Source organism: Sphingobium sp. SJ10-10 (assembly GCF_036038995.2).
In the GTDB taxonomy this organism is placed as follows: Bacteria; Pseudomonadota; Alphaproteobacteria; order Sphingomonadales; family Sphingomonadaceae; genus Sphingobium.
In genome coordinates, this window is the sequence record NZ_CP158132.1 from 638,291 (window position 1) to 659,022 (window position 20,732).

At 64.5% G+C, this 20,732-nt stretch carries 23 protein-coding genes; 14 read left to right on the top strand and 9 right to left on the bottom strand.

What is annotated here, in order from left to right; genetic code table 11:
- Positions 1-10 precede the first annotated feature (10 nt).
- Both VVT58_RS03025 and VVT58_RS03030 read left to right on the top strand, forming a co-directional pair.
- Complete coding sequence (locus VVT58_RS03025) at positions 11-259, top strand: hypothetical protein (RefSeq protein WP_327754240.1); 249 nt, start codon at positions 11-13, stop codon at positions 257-259.
- A gap of 71 nt (positions 260-330) precedes the next feature.
- Positions 331-1,032, top strand: a complete 702-nt coding sequence (locus tag VVT58_RS03030; RefSeq protein WP_327754282.1) for a glutamine amidotransferase — start codon at positions 331-333, stop codon at positions 1,030-1,032.
- Between the two features lie 37 nt (positions 1,033-1,069).
- Here the strand turns inward: VVT58_RS03030 and VVT58_RS03035 are convergent, their stop codons facing one another.
- On the bottom strand, positions 1,070-1,726 hold the full coding sequence (locus VVT58_RS03035; RefSeq protein ID WP_066558429.1) for a glutathione S-transferase: 657 nt from the start codon (positions 1,724-1,726) through the stop codon (positions 1,070-1,072).
- A gap of 127 nt (positions 1,727-1,853) precedes the next feature.
- Here VVT58_RS03035 and VVT58_RS03040 point away from each other — a divergent pair, with 127 nt between their 5' ends.
- A complete protein-coding gene (locus tag VVT58_RS03040; protein WP_066558426.1) occupies positions 1,854-3,077 on the top strand; it encodes a polyhydroxyalkanoate depolymerase in 1,224 nt (407 codons plus the stop codon).
- Between the two features lie 32 nt (positions 3,078-3,109).
- Here VVT58_RS03040 and VVT58_RS03045 read toward each other — a convergent pair whose 3' ends face one another.
- The 5 genes from VVT58_RS03045 to VVT58_RS03065 form a co-directional block, all read right to left on the bottom strand.
- Positions 3,110-3,460 carry a YbaN family protein gene (locus VVT58_RS03045; RefSeq protein ID WP_066558424.1) on the bottom strand — a complete coding sequence of 117 codons (351 nt, stop codon included), beginning with the start codon at positions 3,458-3,460 and terminating at the stop codon, positions 3,110-3,112.
- The gene (locus VVT58_RS03050) at positions 3,460-4,764 is read right to left on the bottom strand and encodes a HAMP domain-containing sensor histidine kinase (RefSeq protein ID WP_082748908.1); all 1,305 of its coding nucleotides are present in this window, start codon (positions 4,762-4,764) and stop codon (positions 3,460-3,462) included. The genes VVT58_RS03045 and VVT58_RS03050 overlap by 1 nt, the downstream gene beginning before the upstream one ends.
- A gap of 83 nt (positions 4,765-4,847) precedes the next feature.
- Positions 4,848-5,513 (bottom strand): response regulator transcription factor, encoded by a 666-nt coding sequence (locus VVT58_RS03055; protein WP_044662519.1) that lies wholly within the window; start codon positions 5,511-5,513, stop codon positions 4,848-4,850.
- A gap of 46 nt (positions 5,514-5,559) precedes the next feature.
- On the bottom strand, positions 5,560-5,898 hold the full coding sequence (locus VVT58_RS03060; RefSeq protein WP_327754281.1) for a hypothetical protein: 339 nt from the start codon (positions 5,896-5,898) through the stop codon (positions 5,560-5,562).
- A gap of 193 nt (positions 5,899-6,091) precedes the next feature.
- Positions 6,092-6,820 (bottom strand): SIMPL domain-containing protein, encoded by a 729-nt coding sequence (locus VVT58_RS03065; RefSeq protein ID WP_066558413.1) that lies wholly within the window; start codon positions 6,818-6,820, stop codon positions 6,092-6,094.
- 165 nt (positions 6,821-6,985) lie between these two features.
- On the opposite strand from VVT58_RS03065, the gene VVT58_RS03070 reads away from it, so the two are divergent.
- From VVT58_RS03070 to VVT58_RS03085, 4 genes are all read left to right on the top strand, one after another.
- On the top strand, positions 6,986-8,764 hold the full coding sequence (locus VVT58_RS03070) for an ATP-binding cassette domain-containing protein (protein WP_327754239.1): 1,779 nt from the start codon (positions 6,986-6,988) through the stop codon (positions 8,762-8,764).
- A gap of 74 nt (positions 8,765-8,838) precedes the next feature.
- Positions 8,839-9,564 carry a VIT family protein gene (locus tag VVT58_RS03075; protein ID WP_327754238.1) on the top strand — a complete coding sequence of 242 codons (726 nt, stop codon included), beginning with the start codon at positions 8,839-8,841 and terminating at the stop codon, positions 9,562-9,564.
- A 37-nt stretch (positions 9,565-9,601) separates the two neighbouring features.
- Positions 9,602-10,147: a glutathione peroxidase gene (locus VVT58_RS03080; protein ID WP_327754236.1), complete on the top strand. Its 546-nt coding sequence runs from the start codon at positions 9,602-9,604 to the stop codon at positions 10,145-10,147.
- Between the two features lie 15 nt (positions 10,148-10,162).
- On the top strand, positions 10,163-10,810 hold the full coding sequence (locus VVT58_RS03085) for a trimeric intracellular cation channel family protein (RefSeq protein WP_327754235.1): 648 nt from the start codon (positions 10,163-10,165) through the stop codon (positions 10,808-10,810).
- Here VVT58_RS03085 and VVT58_RS03090 read toward each other — a convergent pair.
- Positions 10,807-11,121, bottom strand: a complete 315-nt coding sequence (locus VVT58_RS03090; RefSeq protein ID WP_327754234.1) for a plasmid stabilization protein — start codon at positions 11,119-11,121, stop codon at positions 10,807-10,809. The two genes, VVT58_RS03085 and VVT58_RS03090, sit on opposite strands and share 4 nt — an antisense overlap.
- Before the next feature lie 117 nt (positions 11,122-11,238).
- On the opposite strand from VVT58_RS03090, the gene VVT58_RS03095 reads away from it, so the two are divergent.
- From VVT58_RS03095 to VVT58_RS03115, 5 genes are all read left to right on the top strand, one after another.
- The gene (locus tag VVT58_RS03095) at positions 11,239-11,583 is read left to right on the top strand and encodes a hypothetical protein (protein WP_327754233.1); all 345 of its coding nucleotides are present in this window, start codon (positions 11,239-11,241) and stop codon (positions 11,581-11,583) included.
- Positions 11,580-11,828, top strand: a complete 249-nt coding sequence (locus VVT58_RS03100) for a hypothetical protein (RefSeq protein WP_066558391.1) — start codon at positions 11,580-11,582, stop codon at positions 11,826-11,828. Before VVT58_RS03095 ends, VVT58_RS03100 begins: the two co-directional genes overlap by 4 nt.
- Before the next feature lie 182 nt (positions 11,829-12,010).
- Entirely contained in the window at positions 12,011-12,940 is a 930-nt protein-coding gene (locus tag VVT58_RS03105; RefSeq protein ID WP_327754232.1) for a DUF808 domain-containing protein, read from the top strand.
- The gene (locus tag VVT58_RS03110; RefSeq protein WP_327754231.1) at positions 12,940-14,316 is read left to right on the top strand and encodes an MATE family efflux transporter; all 1,377 of its coding nucleotides are present in this window, start codon (positions 12,940-12,942) and stop codon (positions 14,314-14,316) included. Before VVT58_RS03105 ends, VVT58_RS03110 begins: the two co-directional genes overlap by 1 nt.
- Before the next feature lie 102 nt (positions 14,317-14,418).
- Complete coding sequence (locus tag VVT58_RS03115) at positions 14,419-14,739, top strand: hypothetical protein (RefSeq protein WP_066558384.1); 321 nt, start codon at positions 14,419-14,421, stop codon at positions 14,737-14,739.
- A 65-nt stretch (positions 14,740-14,804) separates the two neighbouring features.
- On the opposite strand, the gene rnr is transcribed toward VVT58_RS03115, so the two are convergent.
- Together rnr and sppA are read right to left on the bottom strand one after the other, a co-directional pair.
- Positions 14,805-17,117: a ribonuclease R gene (gene rnr / locus VVT58_RS03120; protein WP_327754230.1), complete on the bottom strand. Its 2,313-nt coding sequence runs from the start codon at positions 17,115-17,117 to the stop codon at positions 14,805-14,807.
- 203 nt (positions 17,118-17,320) lie between these two features.
- A complete protein-coding gene (gene sppA, locus VVT58_RS03125) occupies positions 17,321-19,222 on the bottom strand; it encodes a signal peptide peptidase SppA (protein ID WP_327754229.1) in 1,902 nt (633 codons plus the stop codon).
- Positions 19,223-19,377: 155 nt separating this feature from the next.
- Between sppA and gpmA the strand changes: the two genes are divergently transcribed.
- Both gpmA and purE read left to right on the top strand, forming a co-directional pair.
- A complete protein-coding gene (gene gpmA, locus VVT58_RS03130; RefSeq protein ID WP_066561825.1) occupies positions 19,378-20,064 on the top strand; it encodes a 2,3-diphosphoglycerate-dependent phosphoglycerate mutase in 687 nt (228 codons plus the stop codon).
- A 173-nt stretch (positions 20,065-20,237) separates the two neighbouring features.
- Positions 20,238-20,732, top strand: a complete 495-nt coding sequence (gene purE, locus VVT58_RS03135) for a 5-(carboxyamino)imidazole ribonucleotide mutase (protein ID WP_327754227.1) — start codon at positions 20,238-20,240, stop codon at positions 20,730-20,732.

The window sequence follows — 20,732 nt, forward strand, 5'->3', positions numbered from 1 at the left end:
GGGTACGATCTTGACCATCCTTGTGGAAGCCGTCGGCTGGCTCGGCGCGATCCTCGTCCTGGGCGCTTATATCCTCGTCTCGATGGGCCGCCTTTCCGGCGCATCACCGGCCTTCCAATGGATGAACGCGCTCGGCGCGGCCTTCTTCGTCCTCAACACCTGGTGGCATGGCGCCATCCCCTCGATGGTGCTCAATATCATCTGGAGCGGCATCGGCTTTGCCGCGCTCTGGCGCATCCGTCGGGTCGCGCGCCCATAGCAGTTATTTCGCAAAGCCAAGAAAGGCTGGGGTGGCGGCCGGCGATTCATTTGGCTACCAACGCGGTAGAGATGAAGAAAGCGCTGATCGTCCGTCATGTGCCGCGCGAAGGAGCGGCGGGGTATCTCCAGCCGATCGAGGCCGCAGGCTTTGAGATCGAGCGGATTGACGTCGCCAGTCCCGATTTTTTCGAGGCGGACCTCTGCACGCCCGACCTGCTGATCATGATGGGCGGCCCGATGGGCGTCTATGAGCATGATATTCACCCCTGGATACCCCACCAGATCGAAAAGCTCGCGGCCCGGCTGGAGCAGGATCTGCCGACGCTCGGCGTTTGCCTCGGCAGCCAGATGATCGCCGCGGCTCTGGGCGCTCCCGTCTATCCCGGCGGTCATATGGAACTGGGCTTCGCGCCGGTCAGGTTGAATGGGGCGGGGGCCGATTCCCCGCTTCGTCATCTGGAGGATGTGCCGGTGCTGCACTGGCACAGCGACACATTCGACCTGCCCGCCGGTGTCGACCTGCTCGCCTCGACCGAAAATTACGCGCATCAGGCGTTCCGCCGGGGACGCAACCTGCTTGCGCTGCAATTCCACGCGGAAATGGGCGAAGACCCACGCTTTGAGGACTGGCTCACGCATTTCTGGGCCGATCTCGACATAGCGAAGCAATGCGGCATCGCCCTGCGGCAGGACCATGCCGATCATGGCCCAGGCGCCGTCGCCGCCGGTCGCGCGATGATTGCCGAATGGTTGAGCGGGATCGAGAGCTAGGCCTTTGTAGGCCGTCAGGGCTGAATGTCGATTGGCCCTAAAACTCGACTTCCAGTTCCTCGACCTCGTCCTTCTCCTTGCGCGCCGCGTCGATCCACTCGCGCATCAGGTCCCAGTCGTTGCTCCAGTTGCAATAGGCGGCGGATTTGGACGACAGCGCCACGGCATAGGTCAGGAAACGCTGCGCCACGGGCGCGAACATCGCATCGGCCACGGTCGGCCGTTCCCCGAACAGCCAGGGACCGCCATAGGCGTTCAGGCATTCGGTCCAGATCTCCTCGATCCGCTCAATGTCTTGCTTGGCGCCTGAAAAGACAGGAAATTTCTCATGCCTGACCTTCAGGTTCATGGGCAGGGCGGACCGCAGGTTGATGAAACCGGAATGAATCTCGCCCGAAACCGACCGGCAATGCGCGCGGGCGATCCGATCCGCCGGATAAAGCCCGGCATGCGGATAAAGCTCATGCAGATATTCCGCGATTGCGAGCGTATCCCATACGCTCGCCCCTTCATGGGTAAGCCGCGGCACCAGAACGGAAGGCGACAGGAGCAGCAATTCCGCCCTGTTTTCAGGATCATCGAGCGCGATCGTCTTTTCCACGACCTTCAGGCCAGCCAGACGGCACAACAGCCATCCGCGCAGGGACCAGGATGAATAAGTCTTGCTGGAAATGGTTAATTCGGCGTCGGCCATGGCAATCCTCCCGCTTCGGCTCTATGTTTCCATCAATCATGATGCGGTGCAATATCGAAAAGCTGTATAACGATTGTACAGAAGGCCGAATCGGTGCCGGAAGAGCTTAGGACGCATTTTGAGCAAAATGATGATGCTATATAGTGGTTATCAGGCCTGGAACGACATGATGGCCCCCGCGCGATTCGGTGCTCAGATCGCTCTTTCGTTCAAGGACAGGATGGGTCCCGCCGGGGATTGGCCCGTGCCGCGCCGCATGTTTGCCCTGATGGACGTTTTCCAGGGCGCGAAATTGACGCATCGCCGCCCGGCCTATGGAATAACGGAGGTGCACAGCGGCAATGCGGTCGTCTCCGTTCGGGAAGAAGTGGCGCTGGACCTGCCCTTTGGCAACCTGCTGCACTTCGCGAAGGACGATGTGGAGACCGCCCAGCCCAAGGTGCTGGTGGTAGCGCCCATGTCCGGCCATTTCGCGACCTTGCTGCGCAACACCTGCCAGACCCTGCTGCGCGACCATGACGTCTACATCACCGACTGGAAGAACGCCCGCGACGTGCCGCTGAGTGCCGGGCGCTTCGGTTTCGACGATTATGTCGATTATATCATGACCTTCATGCAGGAACTGGGGCCGGGGTCGCATCTGGTGTCGGTGTGCCAGCCCTGCGTTCCGGCGATGGCGGCGGTGTCGATCATGGCGGAGGACAAGGATCCCGCGACCCCGCGTTCCATGACGCTGATGGGCGGGCCGATCGACACGCGCGCCGCGCCCACGGTGGTCAACGAACTCGCCAATGATCAGTCGATCGAATGGTTCGAGGAAAATCTGATCAGCATGGTGCCGATGCGCTATCCGGGGCGTGGCCGGCGGGTCTATCCCGGTTTTCTCCAGCTTTCCGCCTTCATGTCGATGAACATGGATCGCCACGGCGCGGCGCATCGCGAACTTTACCAATTGCTGGCCGACGGCAAGCAGGTGGAGGCCGACAAGATCAAGACCTTCTACCAGGAATATTTCGCCGTGCTCGACATGACGGCGGAATTCTACCTCGAAACCGTGGACAAGGTGTTCCAGCGGACCTTACTGGCCAAGGGCGAACTCACCTATCGCGGGCGGAAGGTCAATCCGGGCGCGATCCGCAACACCGCCCTGCTGACCGTCGAGGGCGAAAAGGACGATGTCTGCGCCGTGGGCCAGACGGCGGCCGCCCATGCGCTCTGCACGGGCCTGCGCCCGCATCTGAAGCGCCATCATCTCCAGCCTGGCGTCGGCCATTATGGCGTGTTTTCCGGCAGCAAATGGGAAAAGCAGGTCTATCCGCAAGTGCGGAACATGATCCTGGCGATGAACTGATCGGCACGGCGTTACGCGAGTTTGCGGGCTTATTATTCCGGCCGGGTCCATATCCAGGTTCCGCCGATCAGTGCCGCTGCGATCGGTAGCAGGAACCATGGAAAAGGTGAAAATACCAACGCGAGCACCACGCTGAACGCAAAGGCCGCCAATGCGGCCTTCTTCCCCCGCCGACTGATCGCGCCCTTCTCCCGCCAGCGGCGGATATGCGATCCGAAATGGCGATGCTCAAGCAGTTGAGCCTCCAGCGCCGGGCTCGACCGCGCAAAGCAAAAGGCCGCCAAAATCATGAAAGGCACGGTCGGCAGGAGCGGCAGAAAGGCTCCGATCGTCCCCAGTCCGAGCGACAGGAACCCGCCAACCAGATAGAAGGGCCGCCGCATCAGGCCGCAGGCAGCCGCAGCCGGACCATCGCGCCGCCCAGATCCTCGCTTTCTTCCAGCGCGACCGACCCGCCATAGATTTCCGCGACATCGCGCACGATGGCCAGGCCAAGGCCGGTGCCCGGCTTTCCCGAATCGAGCCGGACGCCCCGGTCGAAAATGCGCGTGCGGTCCGCCTTGGCAATGCCCGTCCCGTCATCCTCGACCAGGATTTCAATCATCGATCCCCGGCGCCCGACGGTCGCGAACACGCTGCCGCCGCCATATTTGGCGGCATTCTCGACCAGATTGCCCAACATCTCGTCCAGGTCCTGCCGCTCGACCCGAACGGCGGCCTCCTTGTCGCCATCCATGTCGATCCGCACGTCCGGATAGAGCCGCTGCACCGCGCGCTCGACCGCATCCAGGCTGGCCCAGACCTCCGCCCGGCTGTGCGCCGCGCCGCGCCGCCCCACGGCCCGGGCGCGGGCGAGGTGGTGGTCGACCTGCCGCCGCATCGTCGTCGCTTCGCGGATCACCGTGTCGCCCAGATCGGGCGATTGCGCGGTGGCGGCGTTCATGATCACGGTCAGTGGTGTCTTGAGCGCATGGGCGAGATTGCCCGCATGGGTCCGCGCTTCCTCCGCCTGCCGCTCATTATGGGCGAGCAGGGCGTTCAGTTCCTCGACCATGGGCAGGACTTCGGCGGGCATCGGCTCGGTCACGCGATTCTTCTCGCCCGCCCGCATCCGCACGATCTCATGCCGCACCTTGCGCAGCGGCCGCAGCCCGTAAAGCGTCTGCAACGTCGCCAGCACGATCAGCCCCAGAGCCAGCAGCGCGAAGCTTTCGAACAGGGTCGACCGCAATGTCTTGATCTGCGCGTCCAGCCCTTCGCGCGCCTGCGCCACCATGAACATCCAGCGCGTGTCCGACCCCGGCAGGATGATGCTGCGCTCCATGACGCGCAGGTCTTCGCCGGGAAACTGGTTGCTGTCATAAATGTGCGGGGCGTCGTCATGATGCTCGGGATTGACCTTGAGCGCCCGGTCCCACAGCGACCGCGACCGCCAATCCTCATGCCCCTTGCCGCTGATCTGGTAGTAAATGCCGCTATTGGGCTCCAGGAAACGCTGGTCGGCGGGTTCGCGGTTGAACAATACTTCGCCATCCGGGCCGATTTCCGCCGACGCGATCATGGCGGTCAGGACATAGTTCATCCCGTCGTCGAAATTGCGCGTGATCGCGTCGGACAACACGCGGTCCAGCGCCAGCCCGCCGCCCAGCAGCAGCAGGCTGATCCACAGCGCGGCAATGCCGATCATCCGGCGACTCAGCGAGCCGGTGGAGAGAACCTGGGAAGGAGCGTGGGGATCGGTCATCGCGGGCGCCGGAACCTCGGCCCCGATTACCGTCCCGGTTCGTCGAGGCTGTAGCCCAGGCCACGGATCGTCGTGATGACGTCGGCGCCCAGCTTCTTGCGGATGCGCGTGACGAACACTTCGATCGTGTTGGAATCGCGGTCGAAATCCTGGTCGTAAATATGTTCGATCAACTCGGTGCGGCTCACCACCTTGCCCTTGTGGTGGAGCAGGTAGGAAAGCAGCTTATATTCCTGCGCGGTGAGCTTCACCGGCTCGCCCTTCAGCGTCACCTTGCCCGATCGCGTGTCCAGCCGCACGTCACCGGCGGTCAGCTCGCTCGACGCATTGCCCGAAGCACGGCGAATGAGCGCGCGCAGGCGGGCGATCAGTTCCTCGCTCTGAAAGGGCTTGGCGAGATAGTCGTCCGCGCCAGCGTCCAGGCCCGCCACCTTGTCCGACCAGCTATCGCGCGCGGTCAGCACCAGCACCGGAAAGCTGCGGCCTTCCTTGCGCCAGCGGTCCAGCACCGTCAGGCCATCGATGGTCGGCAGGCCCAGGTCCAGCACCACCGCGTCATAGCTTTCGGTCGCGCCCAGAAAATGCCCGTCCTCGCCATCATCGGCCAGATCCACGGCGTAACCCGCGCCCTCCAGCGTATTGCGGAGCTGTTGCCCGAGGCTAGGTTCATCTTCGACGATCAGCAGACGCATATGGCCCCGTTTCTGTTGTTGTGCCCAAAGGTCAGGCGGCGCGCACTTAACGCGCCCAGCCGATTATATCGCCCGTGCGACCGTCCGCATCAACCCATAGCACCTTGCCGTCCTTCACATATTTCAGGCGATATCGGTTGGTGGAGGGGTTGAACTCACTGCCCAGATAGGTGGCGCCGCCCATGGCGGCGTCGACCCGGCGCTTGATGACGGAAAAGGGCATGACCTGTCCGTCCAGCATGGCCCGCCGCGCGGCATCCTGCTCGTCGCGCTGGCTGCTGGCATAAGCGGCGGGATTCGTGACGAAAAGTGCCGCCATGGCTCCCAGCCCTGCTATCAGTCTGAACCGCATCATTCGCATGACCTTGGCATAGCCGGGAACCATTGAACAGGTGGTGAATGGGGGTAGGGGGATGGCAGACATCGATGTTCGCCTTCAGGTGAACCGTGCTCCTGCGAAGGCAGGAGCCCAGTTCGGACGATGCGATGATCCACTGAGGGCAGGACTGGGCTCCTGCCTGCGCAGGAGCACGGCGGCTTTGACGGCACCCGATAACCAAAAACCGCAGCTCCGCCGCCTATTTCTCCAGCGCGTACTGCACCGTCAGCGTCACCGAAGACCCGACCTGCCCCGGCTCGACCGGCGTGGCGGGCGCCGAATCCGCCTTGAACCGCGCCGTCACCATCATCGGCATGGGCGGCTGGCCACCGCTATTGCTCTCCGCCAGCGAAACCAGCCGCGCCGACCGATAGCCTGCCGCCTGCGCGTAGAAATCGGCCTGCGCCCTGGCGGTCTTGAGCGCCGCCGCCCGCGCCTGCGCCAGCATCGGCGTGGGATCGCTGATTGAGAAGCTCGGCCCGTTCACATTGGTCGCCCCGGCCTCCACCATGGTGTCGAGCAATGTCCCGACCTTCTTGATGTCGCGCAGCTTCACCGAAAGCTGATTCGATGCTTCATAACCGATGAAGCGCGGCCCCGACGGCTGCCCGTCGCGATTGCTGTAATCATATTGCGCGGAAAGGTTGATACCGCTGGTCTGAATATCCTTCTTAGGGATTCCCGCCTTCACCAGCGCGGCGATCAGCTTGTCCATCTGCGCCGCATTGTCGCGCATCGCCTGGGCGGCGGTCTGGGCGCGGGTCTGGACGCCGGTGCCCACTGTCGCCATGTCGGGCGCGGCTTCGACGGTTTCCGTCACGTTCAGCGTCACGATCGGCGCGGTTTCAGCGATGGTGACACTGGTCTGCGCCATGGCCGAAACCGGCAGGGCAGCGCCAAGGGCCATCAGGGCGAACATTGATTTCATAGCCTTTGATTTCACGGGGCTTTCTCCTCAAAAAGCGATGCATGTCTATTGTGACGGTTGCGATGAACGGACGCTGACATGCGTTGAAAGCCGTCAGACAGCTTCCGGTTCCCCCTTTTGGGACGCCTCTTGCTCTGGGACGCCCGAACGCCTAGCTGCACGCCCATGGCGGCTCCTATCCTTTCCTTCGAAAATCTCGGCCTCTCGCAAGGCACCCATTGGCTTTTCCGCAATCTCGACATTTTCGTCGGAGAGAAGGACAGGCTGGCGCTGATCGGCCGCAACGGCGCGGGCAAGACCACGCTGCTGAAACTCATCGCCGGCCAGATCGAACCGGATGAGGGCAACCGTTCCGTCCGCCCCGGCGCACGCGTCATCATGCTGGAGCAGGATCCTGATGTCGCCGGCTTCGCCACGCTGCGCGATTTCGCGCTGGCGGGCCAGTTCGCGCCGCCCGCCCATGAAGTCGACGCCATCGCCAGCCAGCTTGGCACCGACCTCGACCGCGAAGCCGCGACCGCGTCGGGCGGCGAGCGCCGCCGCGCCGCGATCGCCCGCGCACTGGCGAGCAAACCCGACCTGCTGCTGCTGGACGAGCCGACCAACCATCTCGACATCGACGCGATCGACTGGCTGGAGGGCTGGCTCAGCCGCTATAACGGCGCCTTCATCGTCATCAGCCACGACCGTGCTTTCCTGACCCGGCTGACGCGCCAGACCCTTTGGCTGGATCGCGGAGGCATCCGCCGCAATGAAATCGGCTTCGGCGGTTTCGAGGAATGGATGGAAGCGGTCTATGCCGAGGAAGCCCGCGCCGCCGAAAAGCTGGACGCGAAGCTCAAGATCGAAGCGCACTGGCTGGAACGCGGCGTCACCGCGCGGCGCAAGCGCAACCAGGGCCGCCTCGCAAAACTCTGGGAAATGCGCGCCCAACGCGCCGCCATGGTGGGGCCGCAGGGCGTCGCGAAGATCGCCGTCGCCAGCGACGACAACAAGACGAAAAGCGTCATCACCGCCGAGCATGTCACGAAAAATTTCGGTGATCGCACGGTCATCAAGGACTTCTCCTTGCGCATCCAGCGCGGCGACCGCATCGGCATCGTCGGCGGCAATGGCGCCGGCAAGACCACGCTCCTGAAGCTGCTGACCGGCGAACTCGCGCCCGACTCGGGCCAGGTCAAACAGGCCAAGTCGCTCGACATGATCTTCATCGACCAGCAGCGCAGCCTGATGCAGTCCGACAAGCGCGTCCGGGATGTGCTGGCCGAAGGCGGCGACTGGATCGACGTGCGCGGCGTGCGGAAACATGTCCACGGCTATCTCAAGGAATTCCTCTTCGACCCCTCGCTGGCTGAAGCGAAGGTGGGGACGCTCTCGGGCGGCGAACGTTCGCGGCTCTTGTTCGCGCGCGAATTCGCCCGCGAATCGAACCTGCTGATCCTCGACGAGCCGACCAACGATCTCGACCTCGAAACGCTCGATCTGCTCCAGGAAGTGATTGTCGATTATGAGGGCACGGTCCTGATCGTCAGCCACGACCGCGACTTTCTCGATCGTACCGTCACCGTGACGCTGGGGCTGGATGGCTCCGGCACGATCGACGTGATCGTCGGCGGCTATGCCGACTGGGTCGCCAAGCGCCAGCCGAAAAATGCGCCCAAGGCCGAGAAGAAGGCCGCCGCGCCCTCGCCGCAGAAAAGCGCCTCGACCAAGCTCAGTTACAAGGACCAGCGCGATTTCGACCTGATCCCCAGGCGCATCGAGGAGATCGAGGCCGCCATCGCCCGCGACGAGGAAGCGCTGGCCGACCCCAGTCTCTACAGCCGCGATCCGAAAAAATTCGACACGCTCACCAAGGCGATCGAAAAGGCCCGCGCCGAAAAGGACGCGGCGGAGGAGCGCTGGCTGGAACTGGCGGAAAAGGCCGAGGGGCTGAGTGGATAGAAGGCCTTGCGCCGATCCTCTCATCTGTTAGCCAATGCCGGGCATTCAGGGGACGCAGTCAAGGGACAGGGCGCATGGAACAGTCCACAACCATACAGGACATGGACGTGATCGACGGCCATCACGCGGTCCATTATGTCAACCGGGTCGGCTGGCTCCGCGCCGCCGTGCTGGGCGCCAATGACGGCATCGTCTCGACCGCCAGCCTGCTGACCGGCATCGCGGCTTCCGGCGCGGCGCGGGATACCATCCTTCTTTCCGGCATCGCCGCGCTGGTCGCTGGCGCCATGTCTATGGCGGCGGGCGAATATGTTTCCGTCAGCGCCCAATCCGATACCGAGCGCGCCGATCTGGCCAAGGAAAAGAAGGCGCTGGCCCAGCAACCGCATACGGAATGGGAGGAATTGCGCGACATCTATGTCGAACGCGGCCTGACGTCCGATCTCGCCGGTCAGGTGGCGACGCAGTTGATGAATGTCGACGCCCTTGCCGCCCATGCGCGCGACGAACTGGGCATTTCCGAAATCAGCACCGCGCGGCCGATTCAGGCCGCTCTGACATCCGCCGCGACCTTTTCCGTCGGAGCCGTCGCGCCCGTATTGGCCGCCGTCGCCAGCCCTTCCCATGCCATCGTCGCCGTTGCCGTCACGTCCCTGATTTGCCTGGCCGTGCTGGGCTATATCGGGGCGCGGCTCGGCGGCGGCGGGATTGTGCGCGCCGTCGCCCGCGTGGTCTTCTGGGGGGTGTTCGCGATGCTCGCGACCTCCGGCGTCGGCAAGCTTTTCGGCGCGGCCATATGACGGCCCGGTTCATCCCCATTTCCAAGGAGACGAAAAAATGACCGATATTCAGCAAATCCCGCTCAAGACCATCAAGGGCGCCGACGCCAGCCTGGCCGACTATGCGGGCAAGGTGGTGCTGGCGGTCAATGTCGCCTCCAAATGCGGCCTGACCCCGCAATATGAGGGTCTTGAGAAGCTTTACGCCGAATATAAGGAGAAGGGTCTGGTCGTCGCCGGCTTCCCCGCCAATGATTTCGGCGCGCAGGAGCCGGGCAGCAATGACGAGATCGCGACCTTCTGCACCACCAATTTCGGCGTCGATTTCCCGATGTTCGAGAAGATCGTCGTCACTGGCCCGGAAAAGCATCCGCTCTATGCCGCGCTCACCAGCGCCCAGCCGACGGCCCTGGGCGAAGGCGCCGCTTTCCGCGAAAAGCTGGCCGGTTATGGCATCACGCCCAATCCCGAACCCGAACTGCTCTGGAATTTCGAGAAGTTCGTGATCGCCAAGGACGGCACGGTCGCTGCCCGCTTCGCGCCCACGACCGCGCCCGATGACGCTGGCCTGATCGCGGCCATAGAGGCTGAACTGGCGAAATAGAGCGCTGCGCCGTCCGTGAACCAGACGCTGTTGCCGCAGATCGGCCCGGTCCTCGAAACGCTGAGCATCGTCGGCACCTTCGTCTTCGCGGCGTCCGGCGCGCTGGCGGCCGCGCGCTTGCGCCAGACGCTCGTCACCTTCGCCTTCTTCGCGTTGGTGACGGGGGTAGGGGGCGGCACGGTGCGCGACCTGCTGATCGGCGCGCCGGTCTTCTGGGTCCGTGACGCCGTGCCCGCCATCGCCTGCATGATCGCGGCGCTGCTCGTCTGGTTCACCCCGCGCCGCTGGTGGAGCGATCACGCCCTCGACTGGCTCGATGCGGTGGGCCTTGCCGCCTTTGCCGTCTATGGCGCGGCCAAGGCGATGAGCTATGGCGTCCCGCCCCTGGTGGCGGCGATGATGGGTGTCGTCACCGGCTGCGTCGGCGGCATCATGCGCGATCTGCTGGCGGGGGAGCCTTCCATCCTGCTGCGGCCCGAACTCTATGTGACGGCGGCGGCGCTGGCGGCGGGACTGTTCGTGTTCCTGCGCTGGATGGGGCTGGATGTTCCCGTTGCGGGGCTGATCGCCGCCCTGATCGGCTTCCTGCTGCGCGCCATCGCCATATGGAAGGGTCTGGGTCTGCCCCATTACCAGCCGGAAGATCGAAATAGCCGCGCCTAACCGCTTTTGGCATGTGTCCTTTTTCGGCGGGTTTCCCAGCCCTTCTTCGCGGCGGCGGAGCGATCCGCCGCCGGGCGCCGGGCCGATGCGGCGCCGCCCTTCCTGCCGCCCTTGCGCGACGAGGCATGGCTGTCCGGCTTGCCCCGGCCAGAACCGGATTTGTTGCCGCCTCCAGATTCCTTGTTCACCGTTGCCCAGGCCCGCCGTTCCGCCTCCTGATGGGAAACGCCGCGATCCTCATAGCCCTGCTCGATATGCTCGGCCTTGCGCTTCTGCTTGTCGGTGTAGCTGCTTTTGTCGCCTTGGGGCATGATCTTCTCCTTCCGCTTTCCTGCCCGATGTAACGACTGACGCGCGCGGCCGTTCACACCGCTGCACAAGCGTTACGATCTGCGGAACAGACCAGCCGGAACCGCGTTCAAAGGTGCATGGAGCAGCGCTCTCTTCTCGAACGGCTGGCGCGCCATCTGGCGGCCGGCAATCCCGACCTTGGGCCGGACCGCTGGCAGGATCAGGTGGAGGATGCGGCCAGCTTGCTCGCCATCATCAAAAGTCCCGATGACGTCATGCGGAAGGCTGGCGACGAGCGCGTCTGGCAGGCGATGATCGACGCGGCGCTGCGTGAGCGATGGGTGATCGCGCCCGCCGCTCCTTCGGTCGAGCCGCCCGGCGGCACCGATGAGGAAGGCGAAATCCCGCTGCCGCCCGACAGCATCGGCGGCAATCGCGCCGAATGGGTCCATTTGCACGAAGCACAGGAGAAGCCGAGATGAAGGGTTTTTTAAAGCTGGCATTCCTCACCGGACTGGGCGCCGCTGCGTGGAAGGGGTGGAAAGAATGGCAGGCGAAGCGCGAGGCGGAGGAGCATTGGACGCCCCCCATGACTTCGGGCCGGGTGCGCGATGCCGGGCCGGACGAGCAGCATATCGATGCGCGCGACTGGGATCTGGTCGACGAGCAGAATGATGAGAGCTTCCCCGCCAGCGACCCGCCCGGCAATTATCGCGGGCTGCATTGAGAGCCTGCGCGAAGCTGCGCCCTTCATCGTCATGCCGGACTGGTTTCAGCATGACGATATTTTCATGAGCGGCCTTTGTTCGTCTGTTCAATTGGCTCTTCCAATCCATTGCCCCACCCCGGCCCCGCCTCTATGGAGACGGCTTCCAGCCTCGTGCCGGAACCAACAGGGGAATTTTATCAATGCCTTCGGGTCTGATCGCGCTGCTCGATGACGTAGCGGGGATTGCCAAGCTTACCGCCAGTTCGCTGGACGATGTCGCCGCCGCAGCAGGCAAGGCGGGGTCGAAGGCGGCGGGAGTCGTGATCGACGACACCGCCGTCACGCCGCGTTATGTCATGGGCCTGACGCCCGACCGCGAACTGCCCATCATCTGGAAGATTGCCAAGGGATCGCTGCGCAACAAGCTGCTGTTCCTGCTCCCTGCGGCGCTGGTGCTGAGCGCCTTCGCGCCCTGGCTGCTGCCGCCCTTGCTGATGCTGGGCGGCGCTTTTCTCTGTTTCGAAGCGGCCGAAAAGCTGCTCGAAGCGCTTCAGGGCGGCCATGATCTGGCGGAAGAAGCGCTGGAGACCCACAGTTCGAAGGATCTGGAGGATGAGAAGGTGGCCGGCGCGATTCGCACCGATTTCATCCTGTCGGGCGAGATCATGGCGATCGCGCTCGGCACGGTGGCGGCGGAACCGATCTGGGAACAGGCGATCATCCTGGTGGTCGTCGCCTTCCTGATCACGGCGGGCGTCTATGGCGTCGTCGGCTTCATCGTGAAGATGGACGATATCGGCCTGCATCTGGCCGAGCGGCGCTCGGTGGGCGCGCGAGCATTGGGCCGGGCGATGGTGAAGGCCATGCCGCTACTGATGCGGATATTGAGCGTGGTGGGCACGGCGGCGATGCTCTGGGTCGGCGGCGGGCTGATCGTCCACGGGCTGCATGAATTTCACTGGGATCTGATACCCGGCGCGATCCATCATGTCGCGGAAGGCGCCGCCCATGGCTTGCCTGCCGTCGCGCCGGTGGTTGACTGGGTCGTGAACGCCGTCGGCGCGGGCATCGTTGGACTGGTCATCGGCGGCATCGTCGTGGCGGCGCTGCACCTCTTCAAGAAGCATTGATGCCTTCACCCTGGCGCCTGGAGGCCGGGGCGCTGACGGCGCTCGCGCTGCCGATGATCGCCGGCAATATCGCCTGGGCGGGGATCGCCGCGACCGATCTGCTGCTGCTCGGCCGGTTGGGGGCGAGCGCGGTGGCTTCGGGGGCGCTGGCGATTAACCTGTTCAACGCGCTGCTGATCTTCGGCATGGGGCTGGTCACCGCGGCCGCGCCGCTGATCGCCACGGAGCGCGGGCGGCGGCGGCATTCGGTGCGCGATGTCCGGCGGACGGTGCACCAGACGCTGCGCGCGGCGGCGCTGTTCGTGCTGCCCGCCTGGGCCTTGCTATGGGAAAGCGAGGCGATCCTGCTGCTGATGGGGCAGGAAGCCGACCTTGCGGCCCAAGCAGGCGAATTGATGCGCGGGCTGCAATGGGCGCTGCTGCCTTTTCTGGGCTTTACCACCCTGCGCAATTTCATTTCCGCGCTCGAACGTCCTGTCTGGGGTCTGGTCATCATGGTCTGCGCCATCCCGATCAACGTGCTGGCGGGGTGGGCGCTGATCTTCGGGCATCTGGGCTTTCCCGCGCTGGGGATGTTCGGCGCGGGGATCGCCAGCAGCCTGTCCTCCTCCTTCCTGTTCTTCGGGCTGCTCTCCGTCATCCTGATCGACCGGCGGTTCCGTCGCTATCGGCTGCTCGGGCGTTTCTGGACGCGGGACCGGGAACGCCACCGGACGGTCTGGGCGCTGGGCCTGCCGATCGCGATCACCTTGGGGCTGGAAACGACCGTGTTCAACGCCTCCGCCTTTCTGATGGGGCTGATCGACCGCGACTCGCTGGCGGCGCATGCGGTGGCGATCCAGATCGCGGCGCTGGTCTTCATGGTGCCGATGGGCATTGGCCAGGCCGCGACGGTGCGCGTGGGGCTGGCCTATGGGAAGCGGGACCGGGCAGGCGTCGGCCGGGCGGGTTGGCTGGCGCTGGCGATCGGAACCGGATTCGCGCTGATGGCGGCGGCGATGCTGATCGTCTTTCCCCGGACGCTGATCTCGGCCTTTCTGGATCTGCGCGACCCGGTCAATCAGCGAACGGCCGCGCTGGCGATCAGCTTTCTCGGCGTGGCCGCGCTATTCCAGTTGGTGGACGCCGCGCAGGCGGTCGGCGCGGGCGTGCTGCGGGGCATACAGGATACCAGGGTGCCGATGATCGTCGCGCTGATCGGCTATTGGGTGATCGGCATCGGCATCGGCGTCATCCTTGCCTTTCCGCTGGGCCTCAAGGGGCTGGGCATCTGGCTGGGGTTGGCGAGCGGCCTTGGAGTCGTGGCGATCTCGCTCGTGGCGCGCTGGGCGCTGCGCGAGCGGCTACACCTGTTGCCGCAGGCGCGAAGCATCTGATGGTTATTCGTCCCGCAAATGCGCCAGGTTGCGTCATCAGATGATGGTGCGACGCACAAAGCAATTGAACCGGGGCGCCAAATTTGTCATGAAAAGCGCACTATGAACGCTCCTACCATGTTCTTCGAAGCCATCGCGCTCCAGAAATGTCTGACGGCGACCTATAACAAGATGGTCGTGAAGCTGGCCCCGCACATTCTCTACACGCGCCATGACGAAATGTTCATCGACGCCGTGACGATCGAACGGGATGGGCGCCCGCCGCGGGAATTGAAACTGGGCACCTTCAAGCTGGCGGGATTAAACGACGTCTGCCTGATCGATGAAAAGTTCGAGGCGATGCACGGCCTGTATGATCAGGGCGACAGCAAATATAAGGGCGTGACCCTGTTCGCCGTCGAGCCGGAGAGCGCGGCGGCCTGACGTTTCGCCGCCGGGTTGAGAACGGAAAAGGGCGGTTCTGCGGGCCGCCCTTTTTCGTTCGGCCATCACCGCCGATGCTTGCCCCGCTTCGCCCCGATATGGCGGATATTGGTGGGCCGTCCGCGCCGGGCGCTGCCCGGACGTGCGCGATCCTTCCGGAAACTCGGCCGTTGGGGCAGGGCATCTGGCAGTTCGAAGCGCAGCGCGCCGTTGATCGGGTCCGCCTCCGCCAGCCGCAATTGCAGGCGTTGCCCGACCGTATAGCGATCCCCGCTCTCAACCCCCTCCAGCGCTCGCCCGGCCTCGTCATAGAAGAAACGCTCGTCGCCCAGGGTCGAGACCGGCACCAGCCCATCGCCGCCCAGCCCCTCGACCGTGGCGAAGAAGCCGAAGCTCTGCACCCCGGTGATCCGCGCCTCGATCAGATCGCCCACATGCGCCGCCAGGAAGGCCGCGACATAGCGGTCGATCGTCTCGCGCTCCGCCTCCATGGCGCGGCGCTCATGCTGGCTGATCATCTCGCCCACGCGGCCCATATTCTCCATATCTTCGCCGCTCAGCGATGACCTGTCCGGGATGACGCCGCCCTTGGGCGCGGGCAGTTCCAGCCCATAGGCTCCTACCAGCGCCCGATGGACCAGCAGGTCCGCATAGCGTCGGATCGGTGAGGTGAAATGGGCATAGGAACCCAAAGCCAGCCCGAAATGACCCAGATTGGACGGCGCATAATAGGCTTGGGTCTGGCTGCGTAATATCTGCTCCATGATCTGCGGCTTTTCCTCGGCCTCCCCGACGCGCTCGATCAAGCGGTTGAAGGTCGCGGGCTTCACCACCTGTCCCAGCGCGAATTCGATGTCGAAGGTCGCCAGATAGTCCTTCAGCGCCACCAGCTTGTCCCGGCTCGGCGGCTCATGGACACGATACATGACCGGCGCCTTCTTTGCTTCAAGCGCCTTGGCCGCCGCGACATTGGCGGCGATCATATAATCCTCGATCACCATATGCGCATCGAGCCGCTCGCGCACCGCCACGCTGACGATCTTGCCATATTCGTCCAGCACCACCCGCCGCTCCGGCAGGTCCAGCGCCAGCGGCTCCCGCTTGTCCCGCGCCTTGCGCAGCAGCGTCCAGCAGGCCCAGAGCGGCTTCAATGCCGTCTCCAGCAGCGGCTCCTCCCGCGTCCCGTCGATGGCCGCCTGCGCATCCTCATAGGCCAGCACCGCCGCCACCCGGATAATCGCGCGGGAGAAACGCCAGCTCTTCACCCTGCCCGAAGCGTCGAGGACGAGGTGACAGGCCATCGCCGCCCGATCCTCGTCCGCCCGCAGCGAACACATGTCCGAAGAAAGCTGATGCGGCAGCATCGGCACGACGAGGTCGGGGAAATAGACGCTGTTCCCGCGTTTGCGCGCTTCCCGGTCCAGCGCGCTTCCCGGCCGCACATAATAGCTGACGTCCGCGATCGCGACGATCGCCTTGTAGCCGCCGGCATTGTCCGGGTCTTCATCCGGCGCAGCCCAGACCGCATCGTCATGATCCCGCGCATCGACCGGATCGATGGCGACGATGGGCAGATGCCGCAGATCCTCCCGCTTTTCCTCATGCAGAGCCAGGTCGGAAGCCGTGACCGCTTCCTCCTCCACCCGCTCCGAAAAGACGTGCGGAATGCCATGTTTGTGGATGGCGATCAGGCTGAAGCTGCGCGGCGCGAAAGGATCGCCCAATATATCCGTCACCCGCGCCGTGATGCGTGGCGGCCGTCCCACCGGCTCGGCCAGCACCAGATCGCCCTTCTTCGCGGTCCCCACATCCGAAATCGGCGTGTCCCGGCGAATGCGCTTGTCGACGGGACGCAGCCACAGCTTGCCGCCATCTCCTTCCTCGACCACGCCCAGCAATTCCTCGCTGGCCTTGGCGAGCTTCTTCATCGGATGCGCGACCCAGCCGCGCCCGGCCTCCTCCGTCCGCGCCAATATCCGGTCGCCAATGGTCAGGGCGCCTCTCTTGCCCCGTTCCACGATGCGCAGTCGGGGCGCAGGCTGGCCCTCCGCCTCCCAGCGTTCGGGCGTGGCGATCAGGGTCGTGTCGTCGACATCGACGATCCGCAGCACCGTGACCTTCGGCACGCCGCCCATCTTGTGAAAGGCGCGCGCCGGACCGATGTCGATCAGTCCCTCATCCGCCATATCCTTGAGCAGGGCTTTGAGCGCGATCTTCTCCTGCCCCTTGAGGCCGAACGCCTTCGCGATCTCCCGCTTTCCCGCCGGTTGGTCGGCGGAGGTGATGAAATCCATCACCTGTTCGCGTGTCGGGAAGCCTGCGGGCCGCACCTTGCTGTGGGAGGGAACGGATTTCTTCTGCTTTTCGGTCGATGCCATGGACCAGCTATAGGGAGAGCCGCCCCGTCACGCCAGTACTCCATGGCGGAGGGTCTGCCCGACATCGTGGCGACCGTGTGGAGCGGCCTTTGAGTGGAGTGAACAGGATGGGTGGAAGGCGGACCTTCAGTTCCCGTTCGCCCTGAGCTTGTCGAAGGGTCTTGCTGCCGGCCGTCATCCCCGTTTCGCCGGCCACCCTTACATCACCGCCAAAGCCCCAGCAAAACCGCCATCAACCCCCGCTCATCCGCCGCCTTAGCCACCCGTGGCGCGCCATAGCCCCGGCACTCCAGACAATCCGCCCGCACACCCGCGCCGCTCACCAGCGCCCGCACGTCGGCAACGGCCTGCAAGGCCCAGTTCCTCTGCACCATCGCCTGCCGTCCTAGCAGATCGCGCCCCATCGCCCCATCCGGAGCTCCCGCATCATCCTCATCCTCGCGGTCCACGATCGACTGGGCGAACTCCGCGAACTTGTCCGGTTCCTTTGCGATGCGGTAGGGCTTGGCCTTGGCCGGATCGATCTTCGCCAGCTTCGCCGCCTCGGCAATGGCATCCTCCAGCCCGCCGAAGCGATCCACCAGCCCGATCTGCCGCGCCGTGCCGCCATCCCAGACGCGTCCCTGCGCGATCGCATCGATCTGCTGCGGCGTCTTGCGCCGGGATTGCGCCACCAGCCCGACGAAGCGGCCGTAAATATCCTCGACCCCCATCTGCATGATCCGGTCGAACTCGGGCGTCGTGCCCCCGGCAATATCCGGCTGCCCCGACAATGGCGTCGTCTTCACGCCGTCGGTGGTCACGCCCATCTTCGCCAGCGTGCCCTCGAAGCTCGGAATGATGCCGAACACGCCGATCGAGCCGGTGATCGTGTCCGGCTCGGCAAAGATCACATTGGCGGGCGTAGACACCCAATAGCCGCCGCTCGCCGCCACATTGCCCATGGAGACCACCACCGGCAGGCCTTCCGATCTGGCCTCCATGATGGCGCCGCGAATCTTCTCCGACGCCATCACCGACCCGCCCGGCGAATCCACTCGCACCACCAGAGCCTTCAAGTCCTTCTCCGCCAGTGCCTTGCGCAGCAGCGCCGAAATCGTGTCGCCCGCAGCAGTGCCCGGACCGGCCTCGCCATCGACAATATCCCCGGCAATGGTCAGCACGCCGATCTCGCCGCCATTGGCGGGCTTATGCGCCTTCATGTAGTTTTTCAGATCGATGGCCGCAAAGTTCCCGGCCTTGTCGTCCGGCGCATCGCCGGCCACTTCCGCCACGCGCGCGCCAAAGGCGGCTTCATCGCCCAGCCTGTCGACCAGCCCCGCGCCCAGGGCCGCCTTCGCCAGATTGCCGCCCGCAGCCTCCGCCAAGGCGGCCGGATCGCGCACATAGGCCGCCAGCCTTGCCTTGGGCCGCGCCTTGGCGACTTCCTGCTGCCAATCCTCCCACAGCGCGTTGGCAAGCGCCTGATTGGCCTGCTTGGCCTCTGGCGACTGGTCGGTGCGGGTGAAGGGTTCGACAAAGCTCTTATAGGTGCCGACGCGATAGACATGGGTATTGACCCCCAGCTTGTCGATCAGCCCCTTATAATAAAGCCCCGATCCGCCGCGTCCGACGATCGCCACGCCGCCCAGCGGATCGACCCAGCTTTCGGTCGCATGCGCGGCAAGTTGATAACTGTCGTCGCTATAGATGGTGGCATAGGCGAAGACCGGCTTCTTCGCGGCCCGCACCGCGTCCAGCGCCTTGCCGACCCGCGCCAGCGCGACCTGACCGCCGCCCGCGAACCCGTCCAGGTTCAGCACCACGGCTTTGACATGCCTGTCGTCCCTCGCGGCGTCGAGCGCGGCGACGATATCGGCCAGCCCATATTCCTTGCTCTTGTCGCGGGAGCCGGTGAGCAGCGCCATCGGATCGACCTCGGAAGGCTGCTCGACGATGCTCCCGTCCAGCTTCAGCAACAGCGCGCCGCTGCTCACGCTTTGGGAAGGCTTGGGCGACCAGGACAGGGCGGCATAGAGCAGCCCGAAGAACATCAGCAGGAACAGCAGCACCAGCCCGTCCTTGATGGCGACCAATATGCGCCACATGCCCTTCACAAATGCCAAGATGCCGGTTCCTTCCTTAAGCTCTTGAGTGGGCTAACCGATCGACGGACCGACTGCAATGTGGGGGCAGGCGGGGCTTGCGCAAGCTTGCGTCGGATGATTCCGGCGTTATGGGAGGCCGCAACTCATGGTTTCTCTTGCAGGAGACACGCTTCATGCCCACGCTCGTCCTCATCCGTCACGGCCAGTCGGCCTGGAATCTCGAAAACCGCTTCACCGGCTGGTGGGATGTGGACGTGACCGAAAAGGGCGCCGAGGAAGCCCGCGCCGCCGGTCGCCTGATGGCGCAAAAGGGGCTGGATTTCGACCAGTGCTACACCTCGGTCCAGACCCGCGCGATCAAGACGCTGAACCTCGCGCTGGAGGAAATGGGCCGCCTCTGGCTCCCGGTGGAGAAGGACTGGCGCCTCAATGAGCGTCATTATGGCGGCCTCACCGGCCTCAACAAGGCGGAGACGGCGGCCAAGCATGGCGACGATCAGGTGAAGATCTGGCGCCGCAGCTTCGACACGCCCCCGCCGCCGCTGGAAGCAGGCAGCGAGTTCGACCTGTCGAAGGACCGCCGTTATGCCGGCATCCCGATCCCGTCGACGGAATCGCTGAAAGACACCATCGCCCGCGTATTGCCCTATTGGGAAGAACGCATCGCTCCCGATCTGAAGGCGGGCAAGCGCGTCGTCATTTCCGCCCACGGCAACTCGCTCCGGGCGCTGGTGAAGCACCTGTCCAACATCCCCGACGACGAGATCACCGAACTGGAAATCCCGACCGGCCAGCCGATCGTCTATGAGTTGAATGATGACCTCACGGCGAAGGACCGCTATTACCTTTCAGAACGTTAAAATCCGATGTGCTCCTGCGAAGGCAGGAGCCCAGTCCCGCCGTCTGAGCTGGGCTCCTGCCTTCGCAGGAGCACGAAATAGGAACGGAAAGCAGCAATTCCCGCATTGCCCCTCCGCCAACCTCCCGCTAAGGGGCTTTGCTTTCCGCACTATCAGGGAAAGTGCCAAGCGAAATGACCGGGGCAGTCGAAGCCGTGGAAGTCGGCATCATCATGGGCAGCCGTTCCGATTGGGAAACGATGCGCCACGCCTCCGAGACTCTCGAAGCGCTCGGCGTCGCCCATGAGTGCAAGGTCGTCTCCGCCCACCGCACCCCCCAACGCCTCTACGACTACGCCACCGGCGCGGTCGGCCGCGGCCTCAAAGTCATCATCGCCGGAGCTGGGGGCGCTGCGCATCTTCCCGGCATGACCGCCTCCATGACCCGCCTGCCGGTCCTTGGCGTTCCGGTTGAATCCAAGGCGCTCAAGGGCATGGATAGCCTGCTCTCCATCGTCCAGATGCCCGGCGGCATCCCCGTCGGCACGCTGGCCATCGGCAAGCCCGGCGCGATCAACGCCGCGCTTTTCGCCGCCTCCATCCTCGCCACCACCGATGCCGCGCTTGCCGAGCGTCTCGACGCCTGGCGCGCCAAGCAGACCAACGACGTAGCGGACACGCCCGAATAA

Excerpts from the sequence above, each read along its gene's own strand:
- VVT58_RS03100 (WP_066558391.1), top strand. The coding sequence starts at position 11,580 with ATGAAGGGTTTTTTAAAGCTGGCATTCCTCACCGGACTGGGCGCCGCT.
- VVT58_RS03115 (WP_066558384.1), top strand. The coding sequence starts at position 14,419 with ATGAACGCTCCTACCATGTTCTTCGAAGCCATCGCGCTCCAGAAATGT.
- gpmA (WP_066561825.1), top strand. The coding sequence starts at position 19,378 with ATGCCCACGCTCGTCCTCATCCGTCACGGCCAGTCGGCCTGGAATCTC.
- VVT58_RS03055 (WP_044662519.1), bottom strand. The coding sequence starts at position 5,513 with ATGCGTCTGCTGATCGTCGAAGATGAACCTAGCCTCGGGCAACAGCTC.
- VVT58_RS03105 (WP_327754232.1), top strand. The coding sequence starts at position 12,011 with ATGCCTTCGGGTCTGATCGCGCTGCTCGATGACGTAGCGGGGATTGCC.
- VVT58_RS03095 (WP_327754233.1), top strand. The coding sequence starts at position 11,239 with ATGGAGCAGCGCTCTCTTCTCGAACGGCTGGCGCGCCATCTGGCGGCC.
- VVT58_RS03030 (WP_327754282.1), top strand. The coding sequence starts at position 331 with ATGAAGAAAGCGCTGATCGTCCGTCATGTGCCGCGCGAAGGAGCGGCG.
- rnr (WP_327754230.1), bottom strand. The coding sequence starts at position 17,117 with ATGGCATCGACCGAAAAGCAGAAGAAATCCGTTCCCTCCCACAGCAAG.
- VVT58_RS03110 (WP_327754231.1), top strand. The coding sequence starts at position 12,940 with ATGCCTTCACCCTGGCGCCTGGAGGCCGGGGCGCTGACGGCGCTCGCG.
- VVT58_RS03065 (WP_066558413.1), bottom strand. The coding sequence starts at position 6,820 with ATGAAATCAATGTTCGCCCTGATGGCCCTTGGCGCTGCCCTGCCGGTT.
- VVT58_RS03075 (WP_327754238.1), top strand. The coding sequence starts at position 8,839 with ATGGAACAGTCCACAACCATACAGGACATGGACGTGATCGACGGCCAT.
- VVT58_RS03070 (WP_327754239.1), top strand. The coding sequence starts at position 6,986 with ATGGCGGCTCCTATCCTTTCCTTCGAAAATCTCGGCCTCTCGCAAGGC.
- VVT58_RS03050 (WP_082748908.1), bottom strand. The coding sequence starts at position 4,764 with ATGATCGGCATTGCCGCGCTGTGGATCAGCCTGCTGCTGCTGGGCGGC.
- VVT58_RS03035 (WP_066558429.1), bottom strand. The coding sequence starts at position 1,726 with ATGGCCGACGCCGAATTAACCATTTCCAGCAAGACTTATTCATCCTGG.
- VVT58_RS03060 (WP_327754281.1), bottom strand. The coding sequence starts at position 5,898 with ATGGTTCCCGGCTATGCCAAGGTCATGCGAATGATGCGGTTCAGACTG.
- VVT58_RS03040 (WP_066558426.1), top strand. The coding sequence starts at position 1,854 with ATGATGATGCTATATAGTGGTTATCAGGCCTGGAACGACATGATGGCC.
- VVT58_RS03045 (WP_066558424.1), bottom strand. The coding sequence starts at position 3,460 with ATGCGGCGGCCCTTCTATCTGGTTGGCGGGTTCCTGTCGCTCGGACTG.
- VVT58_RS03090 (WP_327754234.1), bottom strand. The coding sequence starts at position 11,121 with ATGCCCCAAGGCGACAAAAGCAGCTACACCGACAAGCAGAAGCGCAAG.
- purE (WP_327754227.1), top strand. The coding sequence starts at position 20,238 with ATGACCGGGGCAGTCGAAGCCGTGGAAGTCGGCATCATCATGGGCAGC.
- VVT58_RS03080 (WP_327754236.1), top strand. The coding sequence starts at position 9,602 with ATGACCGATATTCAGCAAATCCCGCTCAAGACCATCAAGGGCGCCGAC.